This is a genomic window from Dysgonomonadaceae bacterium zrk40, from assembly GCA_016916535.1.
In the GTDB taxonomy this organism is placed as follows: domain Bacteria; phylum Bacteroidota; class Bacteroidia; order Bacteroidales; family Dysgonomonadaceae; genus Proteiniphilum.
On sequence record CP070276.1, the window covers coordinates 2,606,773 to 2,632,453 of the forward strand.

15 protein-coding genes are annotated in these 25,681 nt (G+C 50.6%); 4 read left to right on the forward strand and 11 right to left on the reverse strand.

Going from position 1 to position 25,681, the window contains the following annotated elements:
- Window positions 1–799: 799 nt before the first annotated feature.
- On the forward strand, window positions 800–2,551 hold the full coding sequence (locus JS578_10760) for an alpha-L-rhamnosidase (GenBank protein QRX64997.1): 1,752 nt from the start codon (window positions 800–802) through the stop codon (window positions 2,549–2,551).
- 94 nt (window positions 2,552–2,645) lie between these two features.
- Here JS578_10760 and JS578_10765 read toward each other — a convergent pair whose 3' ends face one another.
- From JS578_10765 to JS578_10780, 4 genes are all read right to left on the reverse strand, one after another.
- Window positions 2,646–3,815: a glycoside hydrolase family 88 protein gene (locus tag JS578_10765; protein ID QRX63334.1), complete on the reverse strand. Its 1,170-nt coding sequence runs from the start codon at window positions 3,813–3,815 to the stop codon at window positions 2,646–2,648.
- Between the two features lie 80 nt (window positions 3,816–3,895).
- Window positions 3,896–5,731, reverse strand: a complete 1,836-nt coding sequence (locus JS578_10770) for a silent information regulator protein Sir2 (protein QRX63335.1) — start codon at window positions 5,729–5,731, stop codon at window positions 3,896–3,898.
- A gap of 478 nt (window positions 5,732–6,209) precedes the next feature.
- On the reverse strand, window positions 6,210–8,348 hold the full coding sequence (locus JS578_10775; protein ID QRX63336.1) for a RagB/SusD family nutrient uptake outer membrane protein: 2,139 nt from the start codon (window positions 8,346–8,348) through the stop codon (window positions 6,210–6,212).
- A gap of 27 nt (window positions 8,349–8,375) precedes the next feature.
- The gene (locus tag JS578_10780; GenBank protein QRX64998.1) at window positions 8,376–11,477 is read right to left on the reverse strand and encodes a TonB-dependent receptor; all 3,102 of its coding nucleotides are present in this window, start codon (window positions 11,475–11,477) and stop codon (window positions 8,376–8,378) included.
- Between the two features lie 155 nt (window positions 11,478–11,632).
- On the opposite strand from JS578_10780, the gene JS578_10785 reads away from it, so the two are divergent.
- The 3 genes from JS578_10785 to JS578_10795 all read left to right on the forward strand — a co-directional run bounded on the left by JS578_10785 (window position 11,633) and on the right by JS578_10795 (window position 15,601).
- The gene (locus JS578_10785; protein QRX64999.1) at window positions 11,633–12,790 is read left to right on the forward strand and encodes an IS4 family transposase; all 1,158 of its coding nucleotides are present in this window, start codon (window positions 11,633–11,635) and stop codon (window positions 12,788–12,790) included.
- Window positions 12,791–12,966: 176 nt separating this feature from the next.
- Window positions 12,967–14,415, forward strand: a complete 1,449-nt coding sequence (locus tag JS578_10790) for a transposase (protein QRX63337.1) — start codon at window positions 12,967–12,969, stop codon at window positions 14,413–14,415.
- Window positions 14,416–14,872: 457 nt separating this feature from the next.
- The gene (locus JS578_10795) at window positions 14,873–15,601 is read left to right on the forward strand and encodes a lipoate--protein ligase family protein (protein ID QRX63338.1); all 729 of its coding nucleotides are present in this window, start codon (window positions 14,873–14,875) and stop codon (window positions 15,599–15,601) included.
- A 6-nt stretch (window positions 15,602–15,607) separates the two neighbouring features.
- Here JS578_10795 and hemG read toward each other — a convergent pair whose 3' ends face one another.
- The 7 genes from hemG to JS578_10830 form a co-directional block, all read right to left on the reverse strand.
- Window positions 15,608–16,975, reverse strand: a complete 1,368-nt coding sequence (hemG, locus tag JS578_10800; GenBank protein QRX63339.1) for a protoporphyrinogen oxidase — start codon at window positions 16,973–16,975, stop codon at window positions 15,608–15,610.
- A gap of 8 nt (window positions 16,976–16,983) precedes the next feature.
- The gene (gene hemN / locus JS578_10805) at window positions 16,984–18,348 is read right to left on the reverse strand and encodes an oxygen-independent coproporphyrinogen III oxidase (protein ID QRX63340.1); all 1,365 of its coding nucleotides are present in this window, start codon (window positions 18,346–18,348) and stop codon (window positions 16,984–16,986) included.
- 7 nt (window positions 18,349–18,355) lie between these two features.
- Complete coding sequence (locus JS578_10810) at window positions 18,356–19,564, reverse strand: MFS transporter (protein QRX63341.1); 1,209 nt, start codon at window positions 19,562–19,564, stop codon at window positions 18,356–18,358.
- A gap of 10 nt (window positions 19,565–19,574) precedes the next feature.
- Window positions 19,575–21,656, reverse strand: coding sequence for a TonB-dependent receptor (locus JS578_10815; protein ID QRX63342.1), 2,082 nt, complete (start codon window positions 21,654–21,656; stop codon window positions 19,575–19,577).
- Window positions 21,657–21,850: 194 nt separating this feature from the next.
- Window positions 21,851–22,786 (reverse strand): TIGR01212 family radical SAM protein, encoded by a 936-nt coding sequence (locus JS578_10820; GenBank protein ID QRX63343.1) that lies wholly within the window; start codon window positions 22,784–22,786, stop codon window positions 21,851–21,853.
- Window positions 22,787–22,913: 127 nt separating this feature from the next.
- A complete protein-coding gene (rpsA, locus tag JS578_10825; GenBank protein QRX63344.1) occupies window positions 22,914–24,893 on the reverse strand; it encodes a 30S ribosomal protein S1 in 1,980 nt (659 codons plus the stop codon).
- A 230-nt stretch (window positions 24,894–25,123) separates the two neighbouring features.
- Window positions 25,124–25,669 carry a DJ-1/PfpI family protein gene (locus JS578_10830; GenBank protein ID QRX63345.1) on the reverse strand — a complete coding sequence of 182 codons (546 nt, stop codon included), beginning with the start codon at window positions 25,667–25,669 and terminating at the stop codon, window positions 25,124–25,126.
- Window positions 25,670–25,681: the final 12 nt, after the last annotated feature.

The following is a 25,681-nucleotide window of genomic DNA, read 5'->3' on the forward strand; positions in this document are numbered from 1 at the left end:
GGCCCCCGGCTACCTCTGGAATCGTGAAGGTGAAAGGGTTCCGGTGCAGCTCCGCGAGGGTTCTCCTCGCATGGGAGGCCTTGATGTGGAGAAGTTCATCTCACAAGGGATGGGTGTGGCTACCCTCTACTACGGTGACATTGAACCCGATTTCCCCGCCGGCATCGGGCACGGCATCAGGGGCCATTACCTGCCCGATGGGCAGGAGTGGCCCGCACCCGATGAGTGGGGTACCATCTCTGCCTGGGCCTGGGGCCTGAGCTACGCGATGGACTACCTGGAGAGAGAGCCCGGTATCGACGCCTCTAAGGTGGCCCTGCATGGTGTCTCCCGGCTGGGCAAGACGGTGTTGTGGAGTGGAGCCCTTGATCAGCGCTTCGGCATGATCATCGCCAGCTGTTCCGGTGAGGGAGGGGCAGCCCTCTCGCGGCGCAACTATGGTGAAACCATCGCCCACATGATCGACTCCACGCGTTACTTCTACCAGTTTTGCGGCAACCGTGCCCGCTACGGCGATGACCCGCACCAGTCACCCATAGATGCCCACATGCTGGTCTCGCTGATCGCTCCCCGCCCGCTCTTGTTGCAAACGGGTGACAGCGACGGCTGGTCTGACCCCAGGGGTGAGTTCCTGTCAGCTGTTGCCGCCGAACCGGTCTACCGTCTCTTCGGTAAAAGAGGACTGGAGAGAACGGAGATGCCTTCTCCGGGTGAGCCTATCCTCAATGATATGGGATACTACATGCACGAGGGGGGGCACGGTACCATCCCCGACGATTATGATATCTTTATCACCTTCATGAACCAACACTTCCTGAAGGAAGCCCCTCAGACAGTGCTCCCCCCGGTTTTCGGTCCCGAGTACAGTGGAACCGCGCAAAAGGATGAACTGACAAGGGTCTACATCTCTCCGGTAAGGGTGGTCTGGAGCTCCGACAGCACGGAAACGATGGTCAAGAACAGCCGGGTGCTGCTGCAACCGGGCAACAGTCAGTCGGACATGAGCCGCACCACACGTTTCTGCTCGATTACCAGCAGCCAGAGCGACACCTCCTCCATCATGCTCGACTATGGCAAGGAGCTGCATGGCGGCCTCCAGCTGGTGATGGGTGGCTCCTCCCGCCGCGAACCTTCGCTGGTACGCATACGCTTCGGCGAATCGGTGGGGGAGGCCAACAGCGACACCTACAACTCCGACTGGCTGATGGGTTTCTCTACCGACGACCATGCCAAGCGGGACATTATCATGGAGATTCCCCGCACTGGGATGATAGAGATTGGCAACACCGGTTTCCGCTTCGTGCGGATCGACCTGCTGCAACCGGGTACCACCATCAACATCAAAGAGGCGCGTGCCATCCTGCGCTACCGCGACATTCCCTACCTGGGATCCTTCAAGAGCAGCGATCCGCGGCTCGACTCCATCTGGATCACTGGGGCCTACACCACCCACCTCAACATGCAGGAATACCTCTGGGACGGCATCAAGCGCGACCGGCTGGTATGGCTGGGCGACTTTCACCCGGAGCTCAAAGCGATTAACACCGTTTTCGGATACAATGAGGTGGTTCCCAAAAGCCTCGATCTGGCCTGTGAGCAGTATCCCCTGCCGCAGTGGATGAACGGGATGAGCTCCTATTCGATGTGGTACCTGATCATCCACCACGATTGGTACATGCAGAACGGAGACCTCTCCTTTTTGCAGAAGCACCGCGACTACATCGTTGGATTGATCGATTTGATCGACTCGCGCATAGCAGCGGACGGTACGGAGACACTAAGCCCCTTTCGTTTTCTGGACTGGCCCTCCACGCCCAACAGTGAGGGGGTGGAAGCCGGTTACCGGGCTCTCCTGGCATGGGCCTTGAGAGATGCACAGAAGTTGTGTGAGCTGCTCGGAGAAGCTCGCTCTGTCAGTGTGGCAGCCAATGCTGCAGAGAAGCTGAACAACAAGGTCATGCCCCACAACGACCTGAAGCAGGCAGCCGCCCTGATGGCGGTAGCAGGGATTCTGGATCCTCATACTGCCAGCCAGGAGGTGGTGGCGGTTGATGGTGCCAAACGTTTCTCCACATTCTATGGCCTCTATATGCTCGATGCCCTCTCGTTGGCCGGCATGCAGGATGAGGCGTTGCAGATTGTCAGCGACTACTGGGGTGGGATGCTCGACATGGGTGCCACTACCTTCTGGGAGGACTTCAACATAGAGTGGATGGAGAACTCAGCACGCATAGACCAGCTTACGCCGGAGAGGATGAACGATATCCACGGCGATTTTGGCGATTACTGCTACCCCAGCTTCCGCCACAGCCTCTGTCATGGCTGGTCATCCGGTGTGACAGCCTGGCTCACGGAGAATGTGCTGGGCATCACGGTTGTTGAACCGGGATGCCGCACCCTGCAGGTGAAGCCCCACCTGGGGGATATCCAGTGGGTGGAGGGGACCTTCCCCACACCCCACGGGGTGGTGAGGGTACGACATGAACGGTTACCAAACGGTGAGATAGGCTCACAAATTGATGCACCGAAGGAGGTCAAAATCATCAGGTGAAAACCTGAACCGCCCTGCTGAAAATGAAATCACCCCAATAGCTTCTGAAAACTATAGGGGTGATTTGTTCTGATGGTATGGACCACTATGCTGTTCAGAGCATTTTATAGATCTCAGCTCCTGCCATCAGGAACGCGCCCAGCCCGTAATCGTCGAAATCGGGTTCCCGCTCATAGGTGACCGGCTGTGCCTCTTTGGGCTCTTTACCCGTTCCCTGTACATATCCCAGAAAACCGTTGGGATGCAAACTTTCACTTACCAAGGCATTCCATGCCTTGTAAATAACCGGTGCATATTCAGCCCTGTCGAGCAGTCCGTTGTTCACACCGTAGGCCATTCCGTAGATGAACATAGAGGTGCCGGTAAGTTCCTTGCCTCCGTAGTTATCCGGATCATGCAGGCTGACATTCCAGTAGCCATCTTCCCGCTGAACTTTTTTGAGTGCTTCACTCATCTCTACGAGCATGGTTTCATACTCAATCCGATGCGGTTCATCCTGCGGCAGGAGATCCAGCATGCGTGCCATTGCTACCACCACCCATCCGTTGCCGCGCGACCAGTAACAGTCTTCACCGTTCGGTTCGGTATAGGGAGGATCAAAGTCGGCATCTCTCCACCAAAGCTGGTCTTCCGGGTTGTAAAGACCATTCTCACCATGTTGCAGCTTGCTGTACATGTACATGTCGTAGGCCCGGTTGTAATAGGCCGTATCGCCTGTGATATTGCCCAGCTGTGCAAAGATGGGCATCGCCATCTGAATGGCGTCGATCCAGTTCCAGTCATCGATCTTATTGGTAACCATCATCGAGTCAACCGATCTTTTGATGTTTTCAATATAGTGAGTCGGCTTAGCGGGATCCTGCTCGTAAAGGAAGAGATATGCCTGGCCGGCACACTGGTTGTCAGCATTACGGGTCATCCACCCCTCAGCTGAGTTTCGCAGGCCCCACTCATGCTTGTTTCCCCATTCCAGGGCATAGTCGAGATAGCGCTGCTGGGGATCGATCTTCCAGAGATCGATCAGTCCTTCGTAATAGTAAGCCCGTGTCCACAGATTCGATTCATACTCTTTGTTACGGGTGGGATAGGGAATCGGTTGACCGGGATCGCTCCACTTGTTCATGAAATAATCGTTGGCCAGTCTCAGTGCATCCAATACCTCCTCTTTTTCAGGAGTGGTTGATGCGGCGGTGTTACCATTGTTACACCCCACCAGAAGTGTGAGGCAGAACAACGAAATAAACAGTCTGTGCAATTTTATCATTACGAGTAAATTAGTAAATTGTTGAATAAATTTGTATTTTGCATCTCTGATTCCAGAGATTTTTTTTCGGGTATCTATGATTAATCTCCCAGGTACCATCCCGGAACAGGTGCTTGCGGATAGCCCTGTGAGCGTTGCAATACATAGCTCCTGTAAATGGGATCCTGCATCAGGGTGATCTTTCTGTCAGCAGCCGGAATCGGGGTATGATAGATGCGTAGCTCTCCCGGCAGCGAGGTGACCACCTCTTCGCGCCAGTCGCCCATAAGGTCGGCAATCATGATGATATCCCCATGAATTTCATGCGCTATCTTCTCTCCTTTCCAGTATCCGATCTGTTGTCCTTTTGCTCCAGATCGTGAGTCGGAACCCCATCGATTGTCATCTCCGAAAAATGTCTGTCTGATGTTGCCTGCATCCCACCATATCCAGTTGCGACAGGGGGGTACATCGTCGTTTGAGGCGAGTCGTTGACCGTCGGAGCTGAGCAGATATTTGTCGGTAGAACCACCCTTGCGATCCTCGCTGGCAAAGCACTCCAATCCTGGTGTTGACGGGTCGATGTCGGCTACCATGCCGTCTCCCACATGAAACGTCTTGTGACCGATACCCCATACCCGTTCACCTGTTGCGGCATCGAGCATGGAGACACCGAAACCGGTCTCCTCAAATGGTTCGATGGCAAGGAAGACCTCCATGCCGGGTCTCCGGGGGTCGATATCGGTAAGATAGGCCTTGTCGGGATGTCCCAAACCGGAAGACCAGAGCAGTGTGCCGTTGTCATCCAGCATGCAGGAGCCTAGAAGGATCTCATCCCTGCCATCACCATCCACATCGCCGCTCACCATGTTGTGGGCTCCCTGGCTTCGAACAACAGGGTTCTCCTCATCACCATCCCAGCGCCATTGTCTTTCCAGCTTACCATCATGAAACTGCCAGGCATCCACTACCATCAGTTTATAGGTGCCTCTTGCAGCCACGATGGAAGGTGTCTTGCCATCCAGGTAAGCCATCCCTATCTGGTTCCGGTTTTGTCTGTTGACGTTGCCGTAACGGAAATTACGCTCAGGCCATTCCGCTTTTGCCAGCTCCTTGCCGGTCATGCCATCCAGTATGGTGAGATATTCACTGCCTCCGTAAATGCGACCACTTTCATTTTTCAGGTAGTCATCTCCCGTTGTTTTGAGTGCAATCTCTGCTTTTCCGTCGCCATCAAAATCATAGGCTATGAAAGGGGAATACCACACTCCCGGTTCAGTTCCCAGACCCAGGTCCTTTGTCCAAAGCCAGGTACCGTCACTCAGGTAGGCCTCGATCTTGTAGGTGGTTCCATCATTGGGATTGGCCACCCCGGGATCCACGTTGCTGTTGGGATGACGAATGATAAAGTCGTAGTTGCCATCTCCGTTCAAATCGGCAACTGCCACTTTGCCGGCTGTGACACCATTTTTGAGGCTGATGCTTCTGTAACCGGGTGATTGCAACCCGGAGAAGTCAACCTCAATCTTTTCAGATTGAGATCTTTTCTTCACTTCCACACTTTCAATCCAGTAAGATGCTTTTCCTTCTGACGGAGCATTGTCGGTAAAGTCAGTCGTGAGAGAGATTGGCTTTCTGTTGAGTTTTTTCTTTTTGCCATTCACCGAACGAAAAACATTGAATGTGATTCCCTCTGTATCCGATCGCAGCAGACGCCAGTTAAGATACACTCCTTTCCCGTCAGCAGTCAGAGCTGCCTGTAATCCCCTGTTCAAGTTTTCAGTTACCCGTTCGCCGGCATAGCCATCCACGGGAGGTTTAGGTTCATGTGAGGGGGTGAGGATCTCATAGTAATAGTGTCGTTCTCTCAAATCCTGTGCAATGGTGCCGACGACCGACACTAGGACCAGCAACGCTGTAAAAAGAAAATGTTTCATAGTATTCCTTTGAATTATTGGATTAGCCGTTTAATTGTTTTATCTACACAATTAGCAGTCTACAAAAATAAGGTAATCCAAATTGTTTCGACTAACTTTTATGACAATAGACATGTGATATTTGATTCAAGTTTCACATGTTTATCCTATTGAGATGGATAAAGCAATATTTGTTTGCAGATTTTTCGCCTGTTTTTGGACGCTCCATCTATATTCTAGACTTATTGCATCCTTATATCCACTCCCATAATTATTGAGGTGGTTATAAGGGTGCAATAAGGGTGCAATAAGGCTAGAGGCACCAAAGACCTTGTCTCGTTCCTTTCATTCCGTTATTTTATGCGAATAATTATACTGAATTTTTATTCGCAAAACTTCAATAATTGACACTTCTGCAAATAAAAACGGATGGAAACCGGAATTTTTACATCCCTGGTTTCCATCCGATAATAAATAGAAAAAAGTTGGAACGAATCGTTTACCAGCCCGGATTCTGGAACGATGCTTTCTGTTCATCAGTCAACGGTGAGCCATCGTCTTGTGTCAAACCATCGATAAAGGTTTGGGGGATAGGACGAAGCTGATGCTTTTCCTGGATGTTGGGAGCAGCCTGTGGATTGAATGCCCGGGCACGTTTTACCAGCAAACCGGCACGACTAAGCTCTTCCCAGCGGTTCCATTCTCCGTTCAACTCACGTGTGCGTTCGTTGAAAATGAAGTTCAGCATACGGTCGTATTGACTGGAAGCACCCAGTTTGGTGAGAATCGCTTCGTCTTCCTCCGGCAGGCTGGCAGGTCCACTGATCTGGAGTGAGGAGGCAGCTGTTGTCTTTGCAATTCCTGTTGAGAGGTAATAGGTGTTCTTTGTCAGGTAGACATTGCCCGCGGCATCCTTCAATGCCCCGTCGTTGTAACCGGGATGTGAGTTTGCAAACCAATTGACATAGTTATCAGTCTTCCCGTTCTTGCTGAAATTGGTGGAGGGGGAGTAAAGCGAGTTGCTCATGGGAAACGCAATGGTTGCATCCACATAGAGTTCGCGGTCTTCTCCGGCTTTCCACTGGGCACGGGCCCGCAATTGGTTGACAGTTGAAATGGCCTCAGCAAATTTGTTCTGCCTTACCTGTGCTTCTGCCTTGATGAGATAAGTCTCACCGGTGCGGGCCATGGTCACGTCGCGGTAACCGTCTCCACCCTCTGCCGTACGGGTACCATCCTGGGTCTTATTCAATCCGGCAAATACATTCGATTTGCTGGCATCACCATTGCTGTTGTAATTGGGCAACACATATTCACCTTCCAGGTAGAGCGGGAATGCATTGGGTACCCACTTATTGGTCTCCGGATTGATAAAAGTACCGCCGGCGTTGGGACGTCCAAACTTGCCGTAGGGCTCCCCATCGAAACGTGAGTCATCCTTTTTGTTCAGGATGAAAATGATACCCTGGTCACCCAGTTCAACCGCATGTTCGCCAAACGACTGGTTCAGGTTGTTATCCCTGATGTTGTTGACTCCGTAAACCGTCTTGAACGATTTCCACAGACGGGCATCATTCACATTGTCGTAGGTGGAGTAGTTGTACTCCGTGGGGCGACAACGCTGAAAATCCTGACTTCCGATGTGTGCTCCGCGACTTACCCAACCACCACTGAAAGTGTTGAACTGCGGCGAGAAATAAGAGTGCGTGCGGTTTCCGAAACGACCTTTGGTTGATGAATCAGCGTTGTGTTGTGCCGACATCAGTATCTCGGGTAATCCCTCGTTGGGGTTATCCACACCTGTCCAACGTGCATAAAGATCCCAGTAGTCATTGGCTAGCGGACGGGCTGCAATCACTTCATCGGCAAGGGAGATGCACTTGGTCAGGTCGGCATCAACATAGGCAGCGTTCCATGCACTGTTTCGTTCAGAAGCGCGGAACAAAAGTGCTTTGGCCCAGAAATGGGCAGCCGCATATTTGGTCCAGGTACCCATTCCACGCCAGTTGTCTGTTGGCAACAGCTTGTAAGCATTTTCAAAATCGGAGATGATCTGTGCCATCGTCTCCTCTTCACTGGCACGGTTGAAGTTGCGCACAACGCCCGCCACCGGTTCGGTTTGAAGCACAACCCCTCCATATTGAGCAAAGAGGCGGTAGTAGTTATATCCGCGAAGGAAATAGGCTTCACCCATGCATTTGTTACGAATCTCCTCATTGCTGATTTTATCTCCTTTTGCAATGATCATGTTGGCTGATGAGATGCCGAAATACATCTGATTCCACAAACCATCTACCGGTGGGCAGTTTTTATTTGCAGCACCGGTTTCGACGGTAGCATTGGATGCGTTGAGACGACTGTCGTAGGTGTTCCAGGGTTCACTGGTTAGGTCGGCGCCATTGGTGAATTCATCGGTACCGTAGAGTGTGATGCCGTAAGCCCATTCATAGCCGAAATGCCAGCGGATGTTGCCGTAGAGGGAGGTAGCCAGTGCCGTAAGGCCCTCTTCCGTTTCAAAATATTGTGTCGTGTAGGCCGTGGTATTTTCCTCATAGAGAAAGTCATCACCACAGGACCAAAGACCGACGGATGACAGGATGATTGCTCCGATCAGTAATTTGTTGTATAAATATTTCATAATCTGTCTTTGTTTGTAAGTGAATAATTAAAATCCTATCTCCACACCAACAGTGATTCCTCTGTTGTAGTATGTAGAGGTACCAAGGTCCAGGTCAAGGAAATCGACCGACGAGTAGAGCGTCCCCGGATTGCGTAACTGAGTGAATAACTTCAGGTTGCTGATTCCAAGAGGCTTGCAGATATTCTCAGGTAGATAATAACCAAGGGAGATGTTCCTGAATTTGATGAACGATGCTTTCTTGAAACCTATCAGACTTGAATAGGCGTCGCCACCCACACCCGGAGTGCCGGTGTAAACCGGTTTCTGCCACTCGGCACCGGTATTCTCGGGAGTCCAGTAATCGATCATCCGCTGGTTGGGGATGCCATTCTGCACCTCACCACCTGTTGATACGAGGTAATTCATGCGACCGTACAGTTCAACACTCAACTCCAGTCCCCTGTAGTTGAAACTGTTGCTCCAGCCGGCAGTGATACGGGGGTTGCGGTTGCCCATTACTACGCGGTCATCGCTGTCTATCACATAGTCACCATTCTGGTCTACCGGTCTCACGCTGCCTGCAGTGAAATTCTCACCCTTTTCATTGAATTTGGCCATCTCAGCTTCATCGCCAGCCTGCCATAAACCGGCATTCTCATAGCCGTAGAACACACTGATCGATTCGCCAATGAACCATGAGTTGTCAACCATATCGTTCTTACCGTTGGCCAGCTCTACGATTTCATCTTTCTGCCAGGCAAAGTTAAGCGATGAGTTCCAGCTAAAATCAGCGGTTTGAACCGGGATGAAATTTAGACCTACGTCAATTCCGCGGTTCTTTGTTTTGCCTACATTGGCCATGGTGCTGTTGTAGCCGGTAAGCGTGGGAATGGTCATCTCCATCAGCAAATCATTGGTATTTGATTTGTAGAGATCGATAGTACCACCGATGCGTCCCCTGAAGAAGGAGAAGTCAAGACCTACATTCCATTGCGTTGTTTTCTCCCACTCAAGGGCGGGATTGGCCATCAGCGTGGTACCTGAGAAGTAGTAGGGTTCGTTGGTGCCGTATGCCAGCACGTTGCCCACACCGCCAAATGGTACGTAAAATGAACGGATGCTTCCCAGTGTTTCGTAGGCTCCGATAGCGGAGTTACCGGTTGTACCCATCCCAAGGCGCAGCTTAAACTGATCAAGCCATGAGAGATCCTGCATGAACTGTTCCTGATCCAGTCGCCATCCCAGTGCAGCACTGGGGAAGAAGGCCCACTTATGGCCTTCGGAGAGAACTGAAGAACCGTCGTAGCGACCCGATACGGTGATCAGATAGCGATCCATGTAGGAGTAGTTCAGGCGACCCATATAGGAAGCCAGTTGTGTTTGTGTCAATCCTGTACCCATCGATGCTTTGGCATCGGTGCTGGTGATGTCCACCGCACCCATGTTGTTCCATTTGTAGCTTGCTTTCGGGACATTCTGTTCACTCATGCTCGCACTCTCAGAATCATATCTGGAAGCCGATTGCAGCAGGGTGATATCAAACTTGTGGGCATCCATTGTTTTGCGATAGGTGAGTATGTTGTCGAGCACCCAGGAGAACCTGCGGTCGTAGTTCCATGCTGCATAACTGGTACCACCCTGACGCACAGCCGAACTCTTGTCAATGTACACACCCCGGCGATAGTATCTGAAGTCAGGGCCGAAGTTTGTTTTGAAGCTTAATCCTTCCAGGGTGTTCCAGATGCCACCAAAGTCGAGATTGGTGTAAAAGCTACCCAAGGCACGCAGTGTTTGTCTCTTTTCATCTGATTTTTCCCACTCATCAATCACAGTATAAACACCGTTGAGGTTGCCGGGGGTGAGAATGATCTCACCGTTCGCATCGTAAGGTTCTGCCACATTGAATATCTGCTTGGCTGCAGCATAGATCTCGGTTGGTCCTGAGCTGGTGGACTGACCGGTGCGGGAAAAACCATAGCTCTGGTTGCTCCATGAAGCATTGACCGATCCTCCCATGGTGAACCATTTGGTTGGAGTGATGTCGGTAGACATGGTGGCATTGTAGCGATCGTATGATTGACCAATCTGTGTTCCTTCCTGTTTGAGATAACCCAGCGAGAAGAACGATTTGATCTGTTCGGTACCCCCGCCGGCACTGATGGTGTGTTCCTGTGTGATACCGGTTTGCGTAACCAGTTCGGTCCAGTCGGTGTTGAGTACTTTGGATCCGTCCCAACTACTACCGGACCATCCGCGCATCACATTGTTATAAGCAGTCTCATCCAAAGCACTGAAGAAGGTTTCGTCCTGTGCCTTGGAAGGTTGATTGCCAGGTGTATAGGCTGTGGGGTTCGCATTGTGATGGGCCCACCTGCGCCAGGTGATGTATTCGTTGGCATTCATTGCCGGAGCGAGATCGTGAATGTTCTCAAAAGTGAATGTGCCGGAATAATTCAGTTGCAGTGACCCTGCCTTACCGCGCTTGGTGGTGACAAGGATTACACCATTGGCACCACGTGATCCATAGATGGCCGTTGAGGAGGCATCTTTCAACACGTTGATGCTTTCGATGTCACGCGGGTTGATGCTTTCAATGCCACCGGAGCTCAACACAACACCATCTACCACATACAATGGAGCATTGGTTGCATTCAGTGAGCGATTTCCACGGATGCGCACCGATCCTAATTCACCGGGTCTCTGGGAAGAAGTGATATCCACTCCGGCAACTTTACCCTGAAGGGCTTCAAAGGCATTTGCAACCGGTTTTGTAGAGAGTTCTTCGGCTGAAACGACTGCCACGGCGCCGGTTACGTCACTTTTGCGCATGGTGCCGTATCCCACAACCACAACTTCTTCCAGAAGCTCAGAGTCTTCTTGCATCACAATGTTGATCACTGTTCTGCCATTAACCGGTACATCTTGTGAAGTCATTCCCACATATGATACTTCCAAGACTGCATTGGGTGGAATAGCAGGGATCATGAAATTTCCATCTGCGTCGGTAACGGTACCTACCGTTGTTCCCTGAATATGAACCGTCACACCAATCAGCGTTTCACCGGAGGTGTCCGTGATCGTCCCTCTGACGGTAATGTTCTGAGCAATGCTACTCAGAGAAAATATTGCCAAACAAATCAGCAAGATTCCTTTTTTTAGATTTAAATTGTTTTGTCACTAGTGTCCACTTAAACTTTTAAATTCAATAGATATAACATTGAAACAATGATATTTACAAGCGAAAATAGATGTCCACGATTTGAATTGCTATTTTTACATCCATTATCAAAAAAATGGATAGAATGCTTAGTCGCAAATACATTTTCGCTCAACTTATCGAGTTTCTCCCTCAGAAGTATTTTCAAAGACTTGTTATGAAATACGAAGGCGATAAATACGTAAAACATTTCAGCTGTTGGAATCAGTTGCTTGTTATGATGTTCGGTCAGTTGTCTAACCGAAACAGTCTTCGTGACTTGACAAATACTGTTTCTGCACATTCCAACAAGTCTTACCATCTTGGCTTTGGCAAAAGTATTACCAGAAGCAATCTTTCTAAAGCCAACGAAAAAAGAGATCCTAAAATATTTGAAGACTTTGCATATCATATGATTGGCATTGCTCGAAAGAAAAGGATAGTCAAAGATTTTGAAATTGAAGGGAAAGTGTATGCTTTTGATTCCACAACAATCGACTTGTGTCTGAGTGTCTTTTGGTGGGCAAAGTTCCGTAAAACCAAAGCAGGAATCAAACTCCACACTTTGTTCGATATTGAAACCCATATCCCTGCTTTTGTGCATATAACTCCTGCCAAAGTTCATGATATGAATGCAATGGATAATATCCCATATGAAACGGGTGCATATTATGTCTTTGACAGAGGTTATTTTGATTTGAAACGACTTAATCATATTACGCAAATAGAATCTTATTTTGTTATACGTGAGAAAAGCCGTTTGCAGTATGAGGTAATTAAGAATCAGAATACAAACCATAATGCTAATGGTATACTGGCCGATCAAATAATAAAACTTACCGGTTATGCTTCTTCCGGAAAGTATCCGGGAGAACTTCGCAGGATTGTTTACTATGCTGAATCTCTGAATCATACATATGTTTACTTGACAAATAACATTGAATCCCCCGCCTATCAAATTGCCTTGCTTTATAAGTACAGGTGGCATGTAGAGCTGTTCTTTAAATGGATTAAGCAGCATCTTGAGATTAAATCCTTTTGGGGTACAACAGAAGGAGCTGTTAGAATCCAGATATTTACAGCTATTATAGCCTATTGTATGGTAGCCATTGTTGAGCATGATCTTCATCTTAATAGAAGTACTTACGAAGTCTTGAGAGTCTTGAGTGCTTCGTTGTTGGATAAAACTCCTGTCAGGGATATTTTCTTTAAAGAGACTAATATGGATGAACATGATAGTCAATTAAAACTTAATTTTTTTTAGTGGACACTAGTGTTGTTTTGTTTCATCTCATTCTTTCATTTGTTTAGATTAGTAATTCAAGTTTCGCAAGTAAAAATTCAGTAAAAGTAATCGCATAAAAAAACGGCATAGAGGCTTCTGTAATTCACAGATTATTAGTATATTTAAGCGTCAAAACCAAAAATACTAACAGCCCTATGCCGATATACAAAAGTAACTCCATTTTATCAGAAATCAGCGTTTTTTTCAAGAAAGATGATTCAAACAGTGCCCTTTTTACCCTGACGGATATGCTAAAAGGTTTCAACATGTCGGAGAAGGTCCTCTTCGGGAGCAGGAGCAAATGCAACAGCAAGTATTCCCTGCTGCAGGTGCTCGAGTTGCTGATTATGTTCCCTTGTTTCATGATCAAGAATCCTTACAATTATTGTCGATCATCCCTAAGCGGCTTCTTTGGCTGCGAAAAGGATGTTTTCTACCGTTTTGTGAACAACGAAATTTATGATTGGCGCAAGATACTCTACCACTTCACCCTTCAAATATGGAACAAGGTTCGCGTGAGAAGTGACCACAAGCATCAAACTGTTTGCCTGATGGTGGACGATACCGACTTTCCCAAAACGGGAAGGCGTATTGAAAACATCGGTAGGGTCTATTCCCACCTGGGACACAAGACGATCCTTGGTTTCAAATCTCTCTTTCTGGGCATCACGGATGGCAAGAGCCAGTTCATCCTCGACTTCGCCATCCTCGGGGAGAAGGGCAGGAAGAACAACTTCAGCATGAGCGACAAGGAGCTCGAATCGCGGTTTACCAAGGATAGAGATGAAGCGTCCCCCGTTGTAACGCGGGCAAAAGAGTACGGGGAGAGCAAGATCCAGTTGATGATAACCATGATAAAGCGAGCCATTAGAAAGGGCATCCGCTTTGACTACCTGCTTGCCGACAGCTGGTTCACCTGCTCGGAGGTGATTCGATTCATACGTGCCCGGCACATAAAGTGCCATTACCTGGGTATGATCAAGATCGGGAAGAAGGGAGTTACCAGGTACGGTTTTGAAGGGAAGGAACTCACCGCCCGGGCACTGATCAATCTGCTTGAAGCCAGGGGTGAAGCCAGAAGGAGCCGCAAGCTTGGTTGTCAGTATATTACCGCTGACGTTCGCTTTGCGGGCACAGATGTACGTCTCTATTTTGTGAAGAGAAAAAAGGAGTCCTGGAATGGAATAATGACGACCAACCTCTCCCTGGAGTTCCTGGAAGCCTATCGGATTTATGCCATGCGCTGGTCCCTCGAGGTCTTCTTCAAGGAAACCAAGGGATTGCTGGGTATGGGCAAGTGCCAGTCCCGGAACTTCGCAGCGCAGCTTGCCGCAACCACGATCACGGCCTTGCAATACAATTTGCTTTCCCTGGCCAAAAGGTTCACCAGTTATGAGACCATTGGCGGAATCTTCAGGGATGTGCAACACTCTGGCATGGAGCTCTCCGTAACGGAGAGGATATGGGGTATTATCCTTGAAATGGTGAAAATCATGACCGGGATCTTCTCCATTGAAGAGGAAGAGATCTTCGATGCAATCATTAATAAATCGGATAATCTGGCTCACTTTATCAACTTTTATGAACTAAAATCGGCAAGTTAGCAACTTGCGAAACTTGAATTAGTAATATTCTTCGTATTGTTTTTAGCCAATATTAGAAGGTGTTTTATTCCCGGTTTATTCTTTGCATTTCGATTCTATAGAGTGTCTCCGTCAATCAGTGTAATACTTGGTGATTAAGATAATGGGGATTTGTTCTCAACACTGTTGACATTTCTTCAAGGTTGTTATAAGATATAAGATTCAGAAATGCCATTTATTGTGTCACAATATTTATCACGCAATGTGCTTGATGAAGCATTGCAAGCGAATGAACTACAGCTATTTAAGCAACCAAATACACGTGAAAATCCTACGATGTAGGCTGTTTAGCATGTTAACTTTATTAAAAAGTTATTTATACACCATGCAAATTTATAAATGGTTGACCGGTAAAAGCTGTGAAAAATGACATAAAATGTTAATTGTGGTGATGCTATTTATTTGTAATTTTGCACCCATGAATATTGTTGTCTCCCCTTCTAACATCCCCTCCTTTAATCTTGCGGCTGAAGAGTATCTCTTTACCCGGAAGGGTGAAGATTACTTTTTTCTTTATCGCAACGCCCCCAGTGTGATCATCGGATCCAATCAGGCGGTAATGAACGAGGTGGATCAGGATTGGTGCATCGAGCATGAGATCCGCATCATACGGCGGATTTCAGGTGGAGGCGCGGTATACCATGACCATGGCAACCTCAACTACTCACTTTTGTACGACAAGTCAGATGCACCCCTGAGCGGACGCTTCCTGGAACCGGTGGTGGCGGTGCTTAAGGTACTCTCCGTGTCGGCCGAGGTGGGCCGGAGAAAGGATCTCTGGCTCAATGGGAAAAAGATCTCTGGGACCGCTTCCCATGTCTCGCTGCAGCGGGAGCTGCACCACGGTACACTGCTTTATGACACCAACTTGGAGATGTTGCAACGTGCACTCAACGCAGAGAACAAGCGTCTGATCAAAAAAGCAACCGCCTCTGTGCCCAGCCCGGTGACCAATATCCGCAGCTACCTTGCTGAGAGGGGAGGTGATGCCCCCGATACCAATCTTTTTTTGGAAATGTTTGCTAAAGAGCTGCTTGTGCACTACGGTGGGGGGGAGTTGATGCCCTTTCCGGGTGATGCCCTTGAAGAGATTGAACGGTTACGCAAGGAGAAATATACCCTGCGGAGCTGGAACTACCGGCTTTAAACACCCTTAACGGATCTCCTCTGCAAGACGGAATCCCTGGATGATTCGGTGCGACATGCCAATACCGTCGCGCAGGTTGCCGGCGATGTGGAGCCCGGGATACCCCTTTTCCATCGCAGATATTGTCTGAAACCGCTCTTCGGAGGAGCGTTCATACTGCGGAATCGCATAACGGTGGCGGAAGATACGGATCAGGTCGGGCTCCATTGCTGCCGGAAAGCCAAGCAGGCGGTGAAAGGAGCGAACTACCCGCTCGCCGATCTCTCCGTCTGACAAATCGATGCAGCCGCTGTTTCGCATCCCTCCCATGAAAAAAGAGAAGAGCATTCCTCCCTCGGGACTTCTACCGACAAAGCAGGAGGAGGGGAAGAGCACACCAAGGAAATCCTCTCCCTCTCCTGAGGGAATCAATCCCCCGAAAGCCTTGAAGCGTAGCTTACCCACCTCCTTGACACCCACAGCTACCTGGATCACAGGTGCGTAGCGGAGAAGGGTGAGCTGCTCCATTGTGGGGGAATCGACGAAAGGAAGCAACTCCGGCAGTTGGTGGGCGCCGGGAGTGGTCACCAGGTGGCGTGAGCGAAACGCGATTGGATTACCCTGATGCATTGCGGAAGTGTTCCAGTGTCCCGTCTCCCTATCGGGGGTGACTCTTATGCCGTTGAGAGAGAGAAATATATCCTCTTTGCCAATGGTTGCAGACATCGCACGAGGGAGCTGTTCCATGCCGCCGCGGGTGGAGAAGATTCCCTTCCTGGCTTTGCCGGCTGCCTCTCTTTTTACCTCTCTTGCTTTCTTGATGCTGCCACCAATAAAACTGCCGTACTGCTGCTCCAGGTTGTAGAGCTTGGGTAGGGCGTGGCGGGTGATCAAGGTGTGGGGGTCGCCTGCGTAGATCCCCGAGAGAAACGGGTCTACGGCATAGTTGAGGAATGACTTCCCCAGGCGGCGTACGGTCATCGCTGCGACCGTCTCATCCGGATTACTTCCCCTGTGGCGGAAGGGCTCTCCCAAGATCCGCAGCTTGTCCCACGGGGAGAAGAGGGGTGTGAAGATTCCGCCCACCAGACCGGAAGGGAGGGGGTGAAACCGTCCCTTTTTCCAGATCCATCGGCTCGCCGCTTCCTTGGCGGCAAATTCAATCTCGCATCTGCCGGAGAGGGAGTCATAGAGCGCCATTACCTCCTCCGAAGCCCCCGATCCGGTGTTGGGACCCGATTCGAAGAGGAATTCCCCTTCACGGTGGGTGGCAATCTGCCCACCCGTACGGTTGCTCTTCTCGAGGATGGCCACGGAGAGCCCTCTTTTTTTCAGTTGCAGTGCGGTTGTAAGTCCAGTAAGACCACCGCCGATGATGACCACATCTCGTTCCATGGTTTCTGTTATATCGGTTTTGAAAAAGTCTTATCGCTGTTTATGAGAAGTGGATCGAGTGATGCGGCTACGTTGCGGACATAGGGTGATCCCTTTTCCCGCATCATGATCTCTTCCCGATTGAAGTGGATAAGCCCGTCCTCAGCAAATTGCTGCATCTGCTCCTCCGAGTAGGCGGTCATTTCCTGCAACTGCTTCACACTCATCTGCAAATGTTCAGCCAGCTCCTGCCAACGGATCTCCTCGTTGCACATCAGGGTGGTAATCACCTCACGCGTCACTTGTTCTTCCCGCGAGAGAGAGTATCCTTTTTTTACCGCGAGATGGCCGCTGAGGATCGTTCGCTTGTACTCCTCAATATCTTTGCTATTCTGGGCGTAGGCACCTGCAAGCTGGCTGATGGCAGTGACGCCGAAGGCATAGACCTGTCCCGTGGTGCGACGGGTGCAGTAGCCCTGGAAGTTGCGGTGTAGGGTGCCGCTGCTCAACGCATGGTATAGTTCATCCTCCTCCTTTACGTAGTGGTCCAGTCCAATCTGTCGGTATCCGGCCTGTAGCAGCAGTTGCTGTGCATTATTGTAGAGCGCGCTTTTGAGCTCCTCTGACGGCAACCCTTTACGCTCCAGCAGCTTTTGCCGCGGGAAGAGATGGGGTACATGCGCATAGGAGAAGGTGACCAGCCGATCGGGTCCCAGGGTAATTGCCCTGGCAATGGTGTCGCGGAAGCTCACTACGGACTGCAGTGGTAGTCCGTAGATGAAGTCGAGGTTGATGCGGATCTGTCGCTCCCTTAAAAGGGCAAACAGCTCTTCCATGGGGAGCAGCGAGGGAAGGCGGTTCGATGCCTTCAGTACCTCCTTGTTAAAATCCTGGATACCGATGCTCATCCGGTTGAAGCCAGCATCGGCCAGTCTCTCGTAAGCGGAGGCTTTCATGTAGCCAGGGTGACATTCAATTGCAATCTCCGGGTTGTTGATGGTGCCGAAGTGGCTGAAGAGTTTCTCGTTGATTGCCGCAATCAGGTCAGGGTCGAAGGTGGAGGGGGAACCCCCGCCATAGTGGATTTGGGCGATCTTCCTATTTGGATCGATGTGGCTGCAGACCATCTCTGCCTCACGAATCACCGCCTCCACATAGTCGCTGTCACTGCTGTGCCGGGTCCGGGGATAGGCATTGCAACCGCAGTAGTGGCACATGCGATTGCAGTAGGGCAGATGGATGTAGAAAGAGAGGTGGGAGGGCTCCTGCCGGTTGGAGGCCTCAATGGCTCGGATCAGTTCTTGCTCACCATACCCCTCGTGAAAAAAATTGGCCGGCGGGTAGCTGGTGTAGCGAGGTACCGGTACGTTGTATTTCTCTATCAGTGGATTCATTTCGTTTTCACTCTTTTTCTGTTGGACGAAACGGGTTGACAAACAGTATAAAAATAAAGGAAAGGGAGGCCAGCAATAACTCCATGGTAAATAATCCAGAATAGCCGATCAAGTCACCCACGCGGGCGCTCACCAGTGTGATGACCATTGCGCTGAGGTGTGTGAGCACGATCTGTAGGGTGAAGTCTGTACCCTCACGTCCATCGCGCACGATGTCCATGGCAGAGGTGTTGATCATGGTGGAGGCCATGCCGTAGGTGCCCCAGACCAGAGCTACCCCCACAAGAATCAGGGTGTGGCTCTCGCTGCCGCTTTTCGTGAGCCAGAGGAAGTAGGCAGCGGGGAGGATGATCAGTGCCGAGATGATCCGCCGGGAGCGCAGTTTCCCTTTTCTGCGGATGAAGATGCCGGTGAGAAAAGCGGAGAGGATGCCGGTGGAGACACCGAAGATGCCCACCATCGCACCGATCTCTTTCATCTGGTATCCCTTGTCCACGAGGTAGGGGCTGAGAGAGGAGAGGATGCCGATCAGTCCCGCGTAGAAAAGGATGAGGAAGAGGATCTGTCGCCAGATCTGCTTTCGTGTGAAGAAGAGCCACATGTCACGGGGTGTTGCTTTCTTCCTGTTCTTTCGTTTCTGGAGGGTAATCCTCCTGTTGAATGCCAGGGGAAGCAGTGCCACCAGCACGAAGATGGCTACCCAGGGAAGTAGATGAGACCATCCGATACGGTGGAAGAGCAGCAGCAGAAAGCCGCCGCCCACCATGCTGCCCGTGAAGGAACCCATCGACTGGATGCTGTTGAGCAGGCTGCTGTTCCTCCGTTCAAAGGAACGGGCTGCCATCGCGTCGGTGGCGATGTCCTGCGTGGCGGAGGAGATAAATGCGAGCAAGATCAGCAGGATGACCAGTGTGAAGTGGGTCTCCACGTTGAGCATCGCCACCACGAAGATGATCAGCGCATAGAGAATCTCCGAACCGATGATCCACCGCTTGTAGTCTGCTGTGGTCTCGGTCCTCCTGTCGACCAACGGCGACCAGAGGAACTTGAAGATCCATGGCAGCTTAATCAGCTTGAGTAGGGCGATGGCAAAGAGGGAATAGTCGCCCTGTCGCATCAGTACAGGCAGTGCCGTGGCGAAAAAGCTCATCGGTATTGATTGCGCGATGTAGAGGGTGAAAAAGGTGAAAAGGTTGCCGGTTAGTTTCTGTTTCATGCCAGTGCCGTTAGAATGAATAGTCGAAGGTTACCCCCGTTGTAAAGGGTTTACCCGGTTTCCCCAAACTACGTCCGGCAGATTCAAAGTAATATCCCAGCTGTTTCTCGTTTAGTATGTTTTTGCCCCAGAGCGTCACCCGCAGCGATCCTTTCTCGATTGCAACGCTGGTGTTGAGCAACCCGTAGAAGGGTTGTCTCACACGGTTGTCCTCGTGCCAGTAGCGTTCGCCCATGCCGGTGTAGCTTGCCTGCAACAGCAATCGATCGCTGATGAAAGTGCGCAAGTCGATTCGTTGTCCCGCCCCCACGGTGAGGGTGTTACGGGGTACGAAGGGGAGGTAGTTGCCGCTGTAGTCGGTATCCTCACTGTAGTGGTAGCTACGGAAGGTGGCATGGGTGTATCCGTAAGTGAAATAGATCAGCGCGCCATCTGATGGCATTACTTTCAGAGAGAACTCGGCGCCCTTGCTTATGGAGCGGCCGGCGTTGCGGATCTTCACCCCCTGCAGGTCGAGAAGCTGCTTCACCTGCTGGTTGCGAATATCGATATAGAAAAGTGCCGCCTCCGCGATCAACTTTCTGTCGAAGAGGGTTGTCTTACCCCCGATCTCATAGTTCCAGCTTTTCTCAGGGTCGAAAGTCCGTTCATGCTCCGCTTCGAAGACGGTGTTGAAGCCACCGGTCTTGTATCCCCTGGCCCAGGTGGCATAGAGCTGATTAAACCCATTGAAGCGATATTGTAGCGTAACCTTGGGTGTCCATTGTGAGAAGGTGAGGGGGGAGTCATACTGGTTGCGCAACTCTACAGTTCCCCCTGTGAGTTTGTTTTCGCGGTGAATGGAATGAGCCTTTTCGAAATCGTACCGTAACCCAGCCTCCAGTACAAGCCGGGGAGTGATTTGCAGTTCCGACTGGTGATAGAGAGCGATGCCGCTGTTCCGGTCGTCGTAACGTTTTTCCAGTTGATAGGGGGGCTTGGCCATTTGCAGGAAAACATCGGTACTCCTGCGAATAAGATGGTGAAAGGCAAAGAGGCCGAAGTTCCAACCATAGATTCCCTCTGTCGTGTTTCTGAGGTTGATCTCCTGCGAGAGGAGTCGCTGTTTCTCTCCCTGCAGGGCATGGTAGAGGTCACGTGGTGAGGCATCCTGGTCCACTTCATAGGTGTCATCCAGCAGCTGCAGCGAACTCTGCGCACGGAACCAGACCAATGGGGTGTGATAGTCGGCCTGTAGTCCAGCGTCGTAGATCAATCGCTCGTAGTGGCTGGGATGGTTGAGTGAGACGGAATCGACATCGTTTCCTTCGCTGTTCACTGTCCCGTAACCGAAGGCGCCCTGTTTCACCTTCTCCAGGCTCTGCTGCAGGCGAAAGCTCAGGTTGTGGCGGGGACGCCACTCCAGCCGGTTGTACAGTGAGGCTGCGTTAAGTCGGTCGGTTGTTTTGTTGTTGTAGCGGTTGATGATGTAGCCGTCGGAGTGGTGATAATCGCCGGTGAGTCCCCAGGCAAACTGCTCTCCCTCTTTCTGGCGGTGCGACAGCGTGATACGTGTTTCGTTGTGGCTGCCGTAGCTGAGGCGCAGTCTTGTCCCTTGCCGGCGAAAGGGGGAGGCGGTATGCACCAGGATGATGCCCCCCATCGCATTGCGGCCGTAGAGGGTTCCCTGTGGACCGCGAAGGAATTCGATCTTTTCGATATCGGCCAGGTTGATGTCGAAGGAGGATTTCTCAAAGTGAGGGATACCATCCACATACATCGCCACCCCCGGGGCGTTGATCAGTGAACCCACACCCCGCACGAACACCGAGGAGGTGAGACGGGAGTCACGGTCGATCATGATGAAGTTGGGGATAGAGGCGGTGAAATCCTTCATCTCATTGAGCTGCCTTCGCTGCAGCGTGGTGCCATTGAGCGTGGTGGAGGCTGCCGGCACCCGCCAGGCGGCATGTGGCAGCTTGATGCTCGAGACGACGATGCTGTCGAGATGGTATTGGCGCAGCGAGTCGCTCTCATTTGCCCTGATCACGGGGGAAACGAACAAAAAGAGCATCACATCCCAAAACAGTTGTTTCAGTAGGGTTGTTTTCATGCAGACTATTTTCAGTTGAATGGGTTCAGGTTCACAGGCTTGGTTTCTCTCATCCTGTCACAAAGGAAAGCAATTCTTCGCGATTCTACAATCACTACTTTTAGTGATATTTGCTTCTTTTTGAACTCCGGAGTAAAGAATTTGTGAAACCCCTCTGATGGGCCTGAATCTCTTAAGACTCTATCGGATGGTTGTCATGTCAGGTTGGCACACAAACGTCCCTGAAGGGTAACTCTCTCACGGAACCGCTTGATGATCCGGGCGGTCATCTCGTGGTTTTTCATCCCCCAGTCGGGGGCGATCAGGAGTCGTTTGGGCGATTGGGAGGTGAACCGTTCGATGTGGATGTCGGGGCTCAGCCGCTCGGCAAAGCTGACGCAGAGATCGATATACTCCTCCGGTTCGAAAAGCCGGAACGATTCGGGCAGAAGCTTGTATTCACGCGCCATGGCGGTGTAGCGAATGATCTGTAACTGATGTAGCTTGATCGTTGTGAGTGGCAGTTCCGACAGTCTGTCGGCATGGCAAAGAATCTCCTCTTCGCTCTCGCCCGGGAGGCCCAGGATCATGTGTGCACCCACGGGGATGCCCCGCTCCGCTGTTTTGCGGATCATGGCAGTCGACTCCTCGTAGCTGTGTTGCCGGTTCACCCGCTCCAGGGTCCTGTTGAGGGTTGATTCCACCCCATATTCAATCAGCAGGAAAGTTTTTTTGTTGAGATGCTCAAAGTAATCCAGCAATTCGTCCGGCATGCAGTCGGGTCGTGTGCCCACAATCAGCCCAACCACCCCCGGATATGCCAGTGCTTCTTCATATTTCTCCGTGAGAGAGGTCAGGCTGTCGTAGGTGTTTGTATAGGATTGAAAATAGGCCAGGTATTTCATCTCCGGATATTTCCGGGAGAAGAATTGGATGCCGTCGGCCATCTGCTCTGTAATTGTTTTGGTGGGCTTACCGTAGCCGGGACTGAAGCTCTGGTTGTTGCAGTAGGTGCAGCCGCCGCGACCCTTGCTGCCGTCGCGGTTGGGACAGGTGAAACCTGCATTGATGGAGATCTTCTGCACTTTATACGGAAATCGTGCTGCCAGGTAGTCGGCAAAGTCGCGATATGGTTTGTCGTTTGTGAACACTTGCTGTGATATTTTCTGCAAAGATACGAAAAATGAACTGAGATGGTGAAAAAGAAGGGGACCGACTGTTATCAGCCGGTCCCCTTACGGATTTGTATGTGAGAAAAAGATCTCAGAAACAGGTGTATTACTCCTTCACTTCCTCGGAAGCGTCTGTTTCCTCAGCTTCGGTTGTGTCTGCTTCTGCTGCCTTTTCTGCTTTAGCAGCCTTCGGCTTCTCATCTTTTTTTACATCTTCTTTGACATCGGCTTTCGTTTCAACTTCCGCTTTAGCTTCTGCTTTTGCTTCCGCTTTAGCGGCTTCCTTCTTAAATGCCTCTACCTTCTGGTTGTCCAGCTTCTCTTTCAGGGCTGCCAGTTCTTCGATGTCTCCAAGCGTAGTCTTCTCTACAGAAGGCATGGCGACGACTGTTTCATTGCCACCCTCTTTTCTGCCACCGCGCTTACTTCTTCTGCGGGAGTCATCACCCGATAGATCTTCGTGAATGCGGCTGTGAGAAACGATGATGCGCTTGGAATCCTTGTTGAACTCAATCACCTTGAATTGCAGCTTTTCATCTACCTGTGCCTGTGAGTTGTCTTCCTTCACCAAATGCTTGGGGGTAGCGAATCCTTCCACGCCGTAGGGCAGTGAGATCACGGCACCCTTGTCGAGCAGTTCCACGATGGTTCCCTCATGGATTGAACCCGTGGTGAAGATAGTTTCAAATACATCCCAGGGGTTCTCTTCCAGCTGCTTGTGACCCAAGCTCAGACGACGGTTTTCCTTGTCGATGTCGAGTACCTGTACTTCAATTGGTGCAGCGATCTCGGTCACCTCGCTCGGGTGTTTGATCTTCTTGGTCCAGGAGAGGTCGGAGATATGGATCAGCCCTTCCACACCCTCTTCAATTTCCACAAATGCACCGAAGTTGGTGAAGTTGCGAACGGTAGCGGTATGGGTGCTTCCTACAGGGTATTTCACCTCGATGTCATCCCATGGATCGGGCTTCAGCTGTTTCACGCCGAGTGACATCTTACGGTCTTCACGATCGAGTGTAAGGATCACGGCATCCACCTCTTCGCCTACGGTCATGAAATCCTGTGCGCTGTGGAGGTGCTGTGTCCAGCTCATCTCAGAAACGTGGATCAATCCCTCAACACCCGGTGCAATTTCTACGAAAGCACCATAGTCGGCGATAACCACTACCTTGCCCTTGATGATGTCACCCACCTTCAGGGTTTCACTCAGGGCATCCCATGGATGCGGGGTGAGCTGTTTCAGGCCAAGTGCGATACGTTTCTTCTCGTTGTCGAAGTCGAGGATCACCACGTTGATCTTGTCGTCCAACTTCACCACCTCTTCGGGGTGTTGAATGCGTCCCCATGAGAGATCGGTGATGTGTACCAAGCCGTCTACACCGCCCAGGTCGACGAATACACCGTAGGATGTGATGTTTTTGACCACCCCTTCGAGTACCTGTCCCTTTTCCAGTTTAGAGATGATCTCTTTCTTCTGCTGCTCGAGTTCTTCTTCGATCAGTGCCTTGTGAGAAACCACCACGTTCTTGTATTCAGGGTTGATCTTCACAACCTTGAATTCCATTGTCTTGTCTACAAAGATATCATAGTCGCGGATCGGCTTCACGTCGATCTGCGATCCCGGAAGGAATGCTTCGATTCCGAATACATCCACAATCATACCACCCTTGGTGCGGCATTTGATATATCCCTTGATGATTTCGTTGTTTTCGAGTGCTGCATTTACACGATCCCACGAGCGTGAAGCACGTGCCTTCTTGTGTGAGAGGATCAGCTGTCCTTTTTTATCTTCCTGGCTTTCGATGTAAACCTCTACTTCGTCGCCAATTTTCAGGTCGGGGTTGTAACGGAACTCGTTCATCGACACCACACCGTCTGATTTGTATCCGATGTTCACAACCACCTCGCGTTTGTTCATGGAGGTTACGATACCATTTACGACCTCTTTGTCACTGATCTTGCTCAGCGTGTTGTCGTAACTTTCGGTAAGTTTTTCCCTGTTCTCTCTGCTGTAAGGATCACCCTCAGCATAGGAGGCCCAGTCGAAATCTTCTATGGGCGCCACATTTTTTAGGTTTTCAGTCATTTGTTGTGTAATAATAAATAATTAAATAAGTGAGACATTATGTTGTACTTTGCTTTCCAGCCATGTTCATGTTGCGTGAGCACCCAATCCTGTCGGGCCCGGAATGCAGCCGGTTCATGAAACGGTAAAAAAAGCGGTGCAAAGGTAGCTGGTTTTTTCTTAATAACCAACTCTTTGCACCATAAATTTTCCCGCAAATTAGCACTTGAGCGATATAATTAGGCCGATGATCAAAGGAGCAATCCCTGTGCCACCTCCCTGCGTTTGTCACTGCCGGCGATTTGCTCTACCAGTGTCAGCGCGAATTCAAACACCAGGCCGGGTCCCCTGCCGGTGGTGATATGGTGGTCGCTCACCACCTTCTCACCCGTGACCCTTGCGCCGATAAGTTTCTCCTCAAAACCGGGGTAGCAGGTAGCCTGTTTATCCTGTAGCAGGCCCAGGCCACCCAGTATCATTGGTGCCGCACAGATGGCGGCGATTTGTTCTCCGCGATGGTCAAAATCGGTGATCAGCTGCTTCAGTCCTTCGTGCTCATCGAGGTGCCGTGCTCCGGGCATGCCGCCTGGCAGTACCAGGTAGCCCACCTGCGAGAAATCGGTCTCCTTGAACAGGCTGTCTGCGATGACCTGTATCTGGTGTGCACCAGTCACCTCTTTTTTCCCAGTGATGGAAACAGTGGTTACCGGTATCTGCGCTCTTCTCAGGATATCGACTGTGGCGAGCGCTTCAATTTCTTCAAAGCCGTCTGACAGAAAGAGTGCTACTTTTTTCATATCACAATTATC

Coding starts and splice junctions, on each gene's coding strand:
- JS578_10760 (QRX64997.1), top strand. CDS start 800: ATGAACCAACACTTCCTGAAGGAAGCCCCTCAGACAGTGCTCCCCCCG.
- JS578_10765 (QRX63334.1), bottom strand. CDS start 3,815: ATGATAAAATTGCACAGACTGTTTATTTCGTTGTTCTGCCTCACACTT.
- JS578_10770 (QRX63335.1), bottom strand. CDS start 5,731: ATGAAACATTTTCTTTTTACAGCGTTGCTGGTCCTAGTGTCGGTCGTC.
- JS578_10775 (QRX63336.1), bottom strand. CDS start 8,348: ATGAAATATTTATACAACAAATTACTGATCGGAGCAATCATCCTGTCA.
- JS578_10785 (QRX64999.1), top strand. CDS start 11,633: ATGCTTAGTCGCAAATACATTTTCGCTCAACTTATCGAGTTTCTCCCT.
- JS578_10790 (QRX63337.1), top strand. CDS start 12,967: ATGCCGATATACAAAAGTAACTCCATTTTATCAGAAATCAGCGTTTTT.
- JS578_10795 (QRX63338.1), top strand. CDS start 14,873: ATGAATATTGTTGTCTCCCCTTCTAACATCCCCTCCTTTAATCTTGCG.
- hemG (QRX63339.1), bottom strand. CDS start 16,975: ATGGAACGAGATGTGGTCATCATCGGCGGTGGTCTTACTGGACTTACA.
- hemN (QRX63340.1), bottom strand. CDS start 18,348: ATGAATCCACTGATAGAGAAATACAACGTACCGGTACCTCGCTACACC.
- JS578_10810 (QRX63341.1), bottom strand. CDS start 19,564: ATGAAACAGAAACTAACCGGCAACCTTTTCACCTTTTTCACCCTCTAC.
- JS578_10815 (QRX63342.1), bottom strand. CDS start 21,656: ATGAAAACAACCCTACTGAAACAACTGTTTTGGGATGTGATGCTCTTT.
- rpsA (QRX63344.1), bottom strand. CDS start 24,893: ATGACTGAAAACCTAAAAAATGTGGCGCCCATAGAAGATTTCGACTGG.
- JS578_10830 (QRX63345.1), bottom strand. CDS start 25,669: ATGAAAAAAGTAGCACTCTTTCTGTCAGACGGCTTTGAAGAAATTGAA.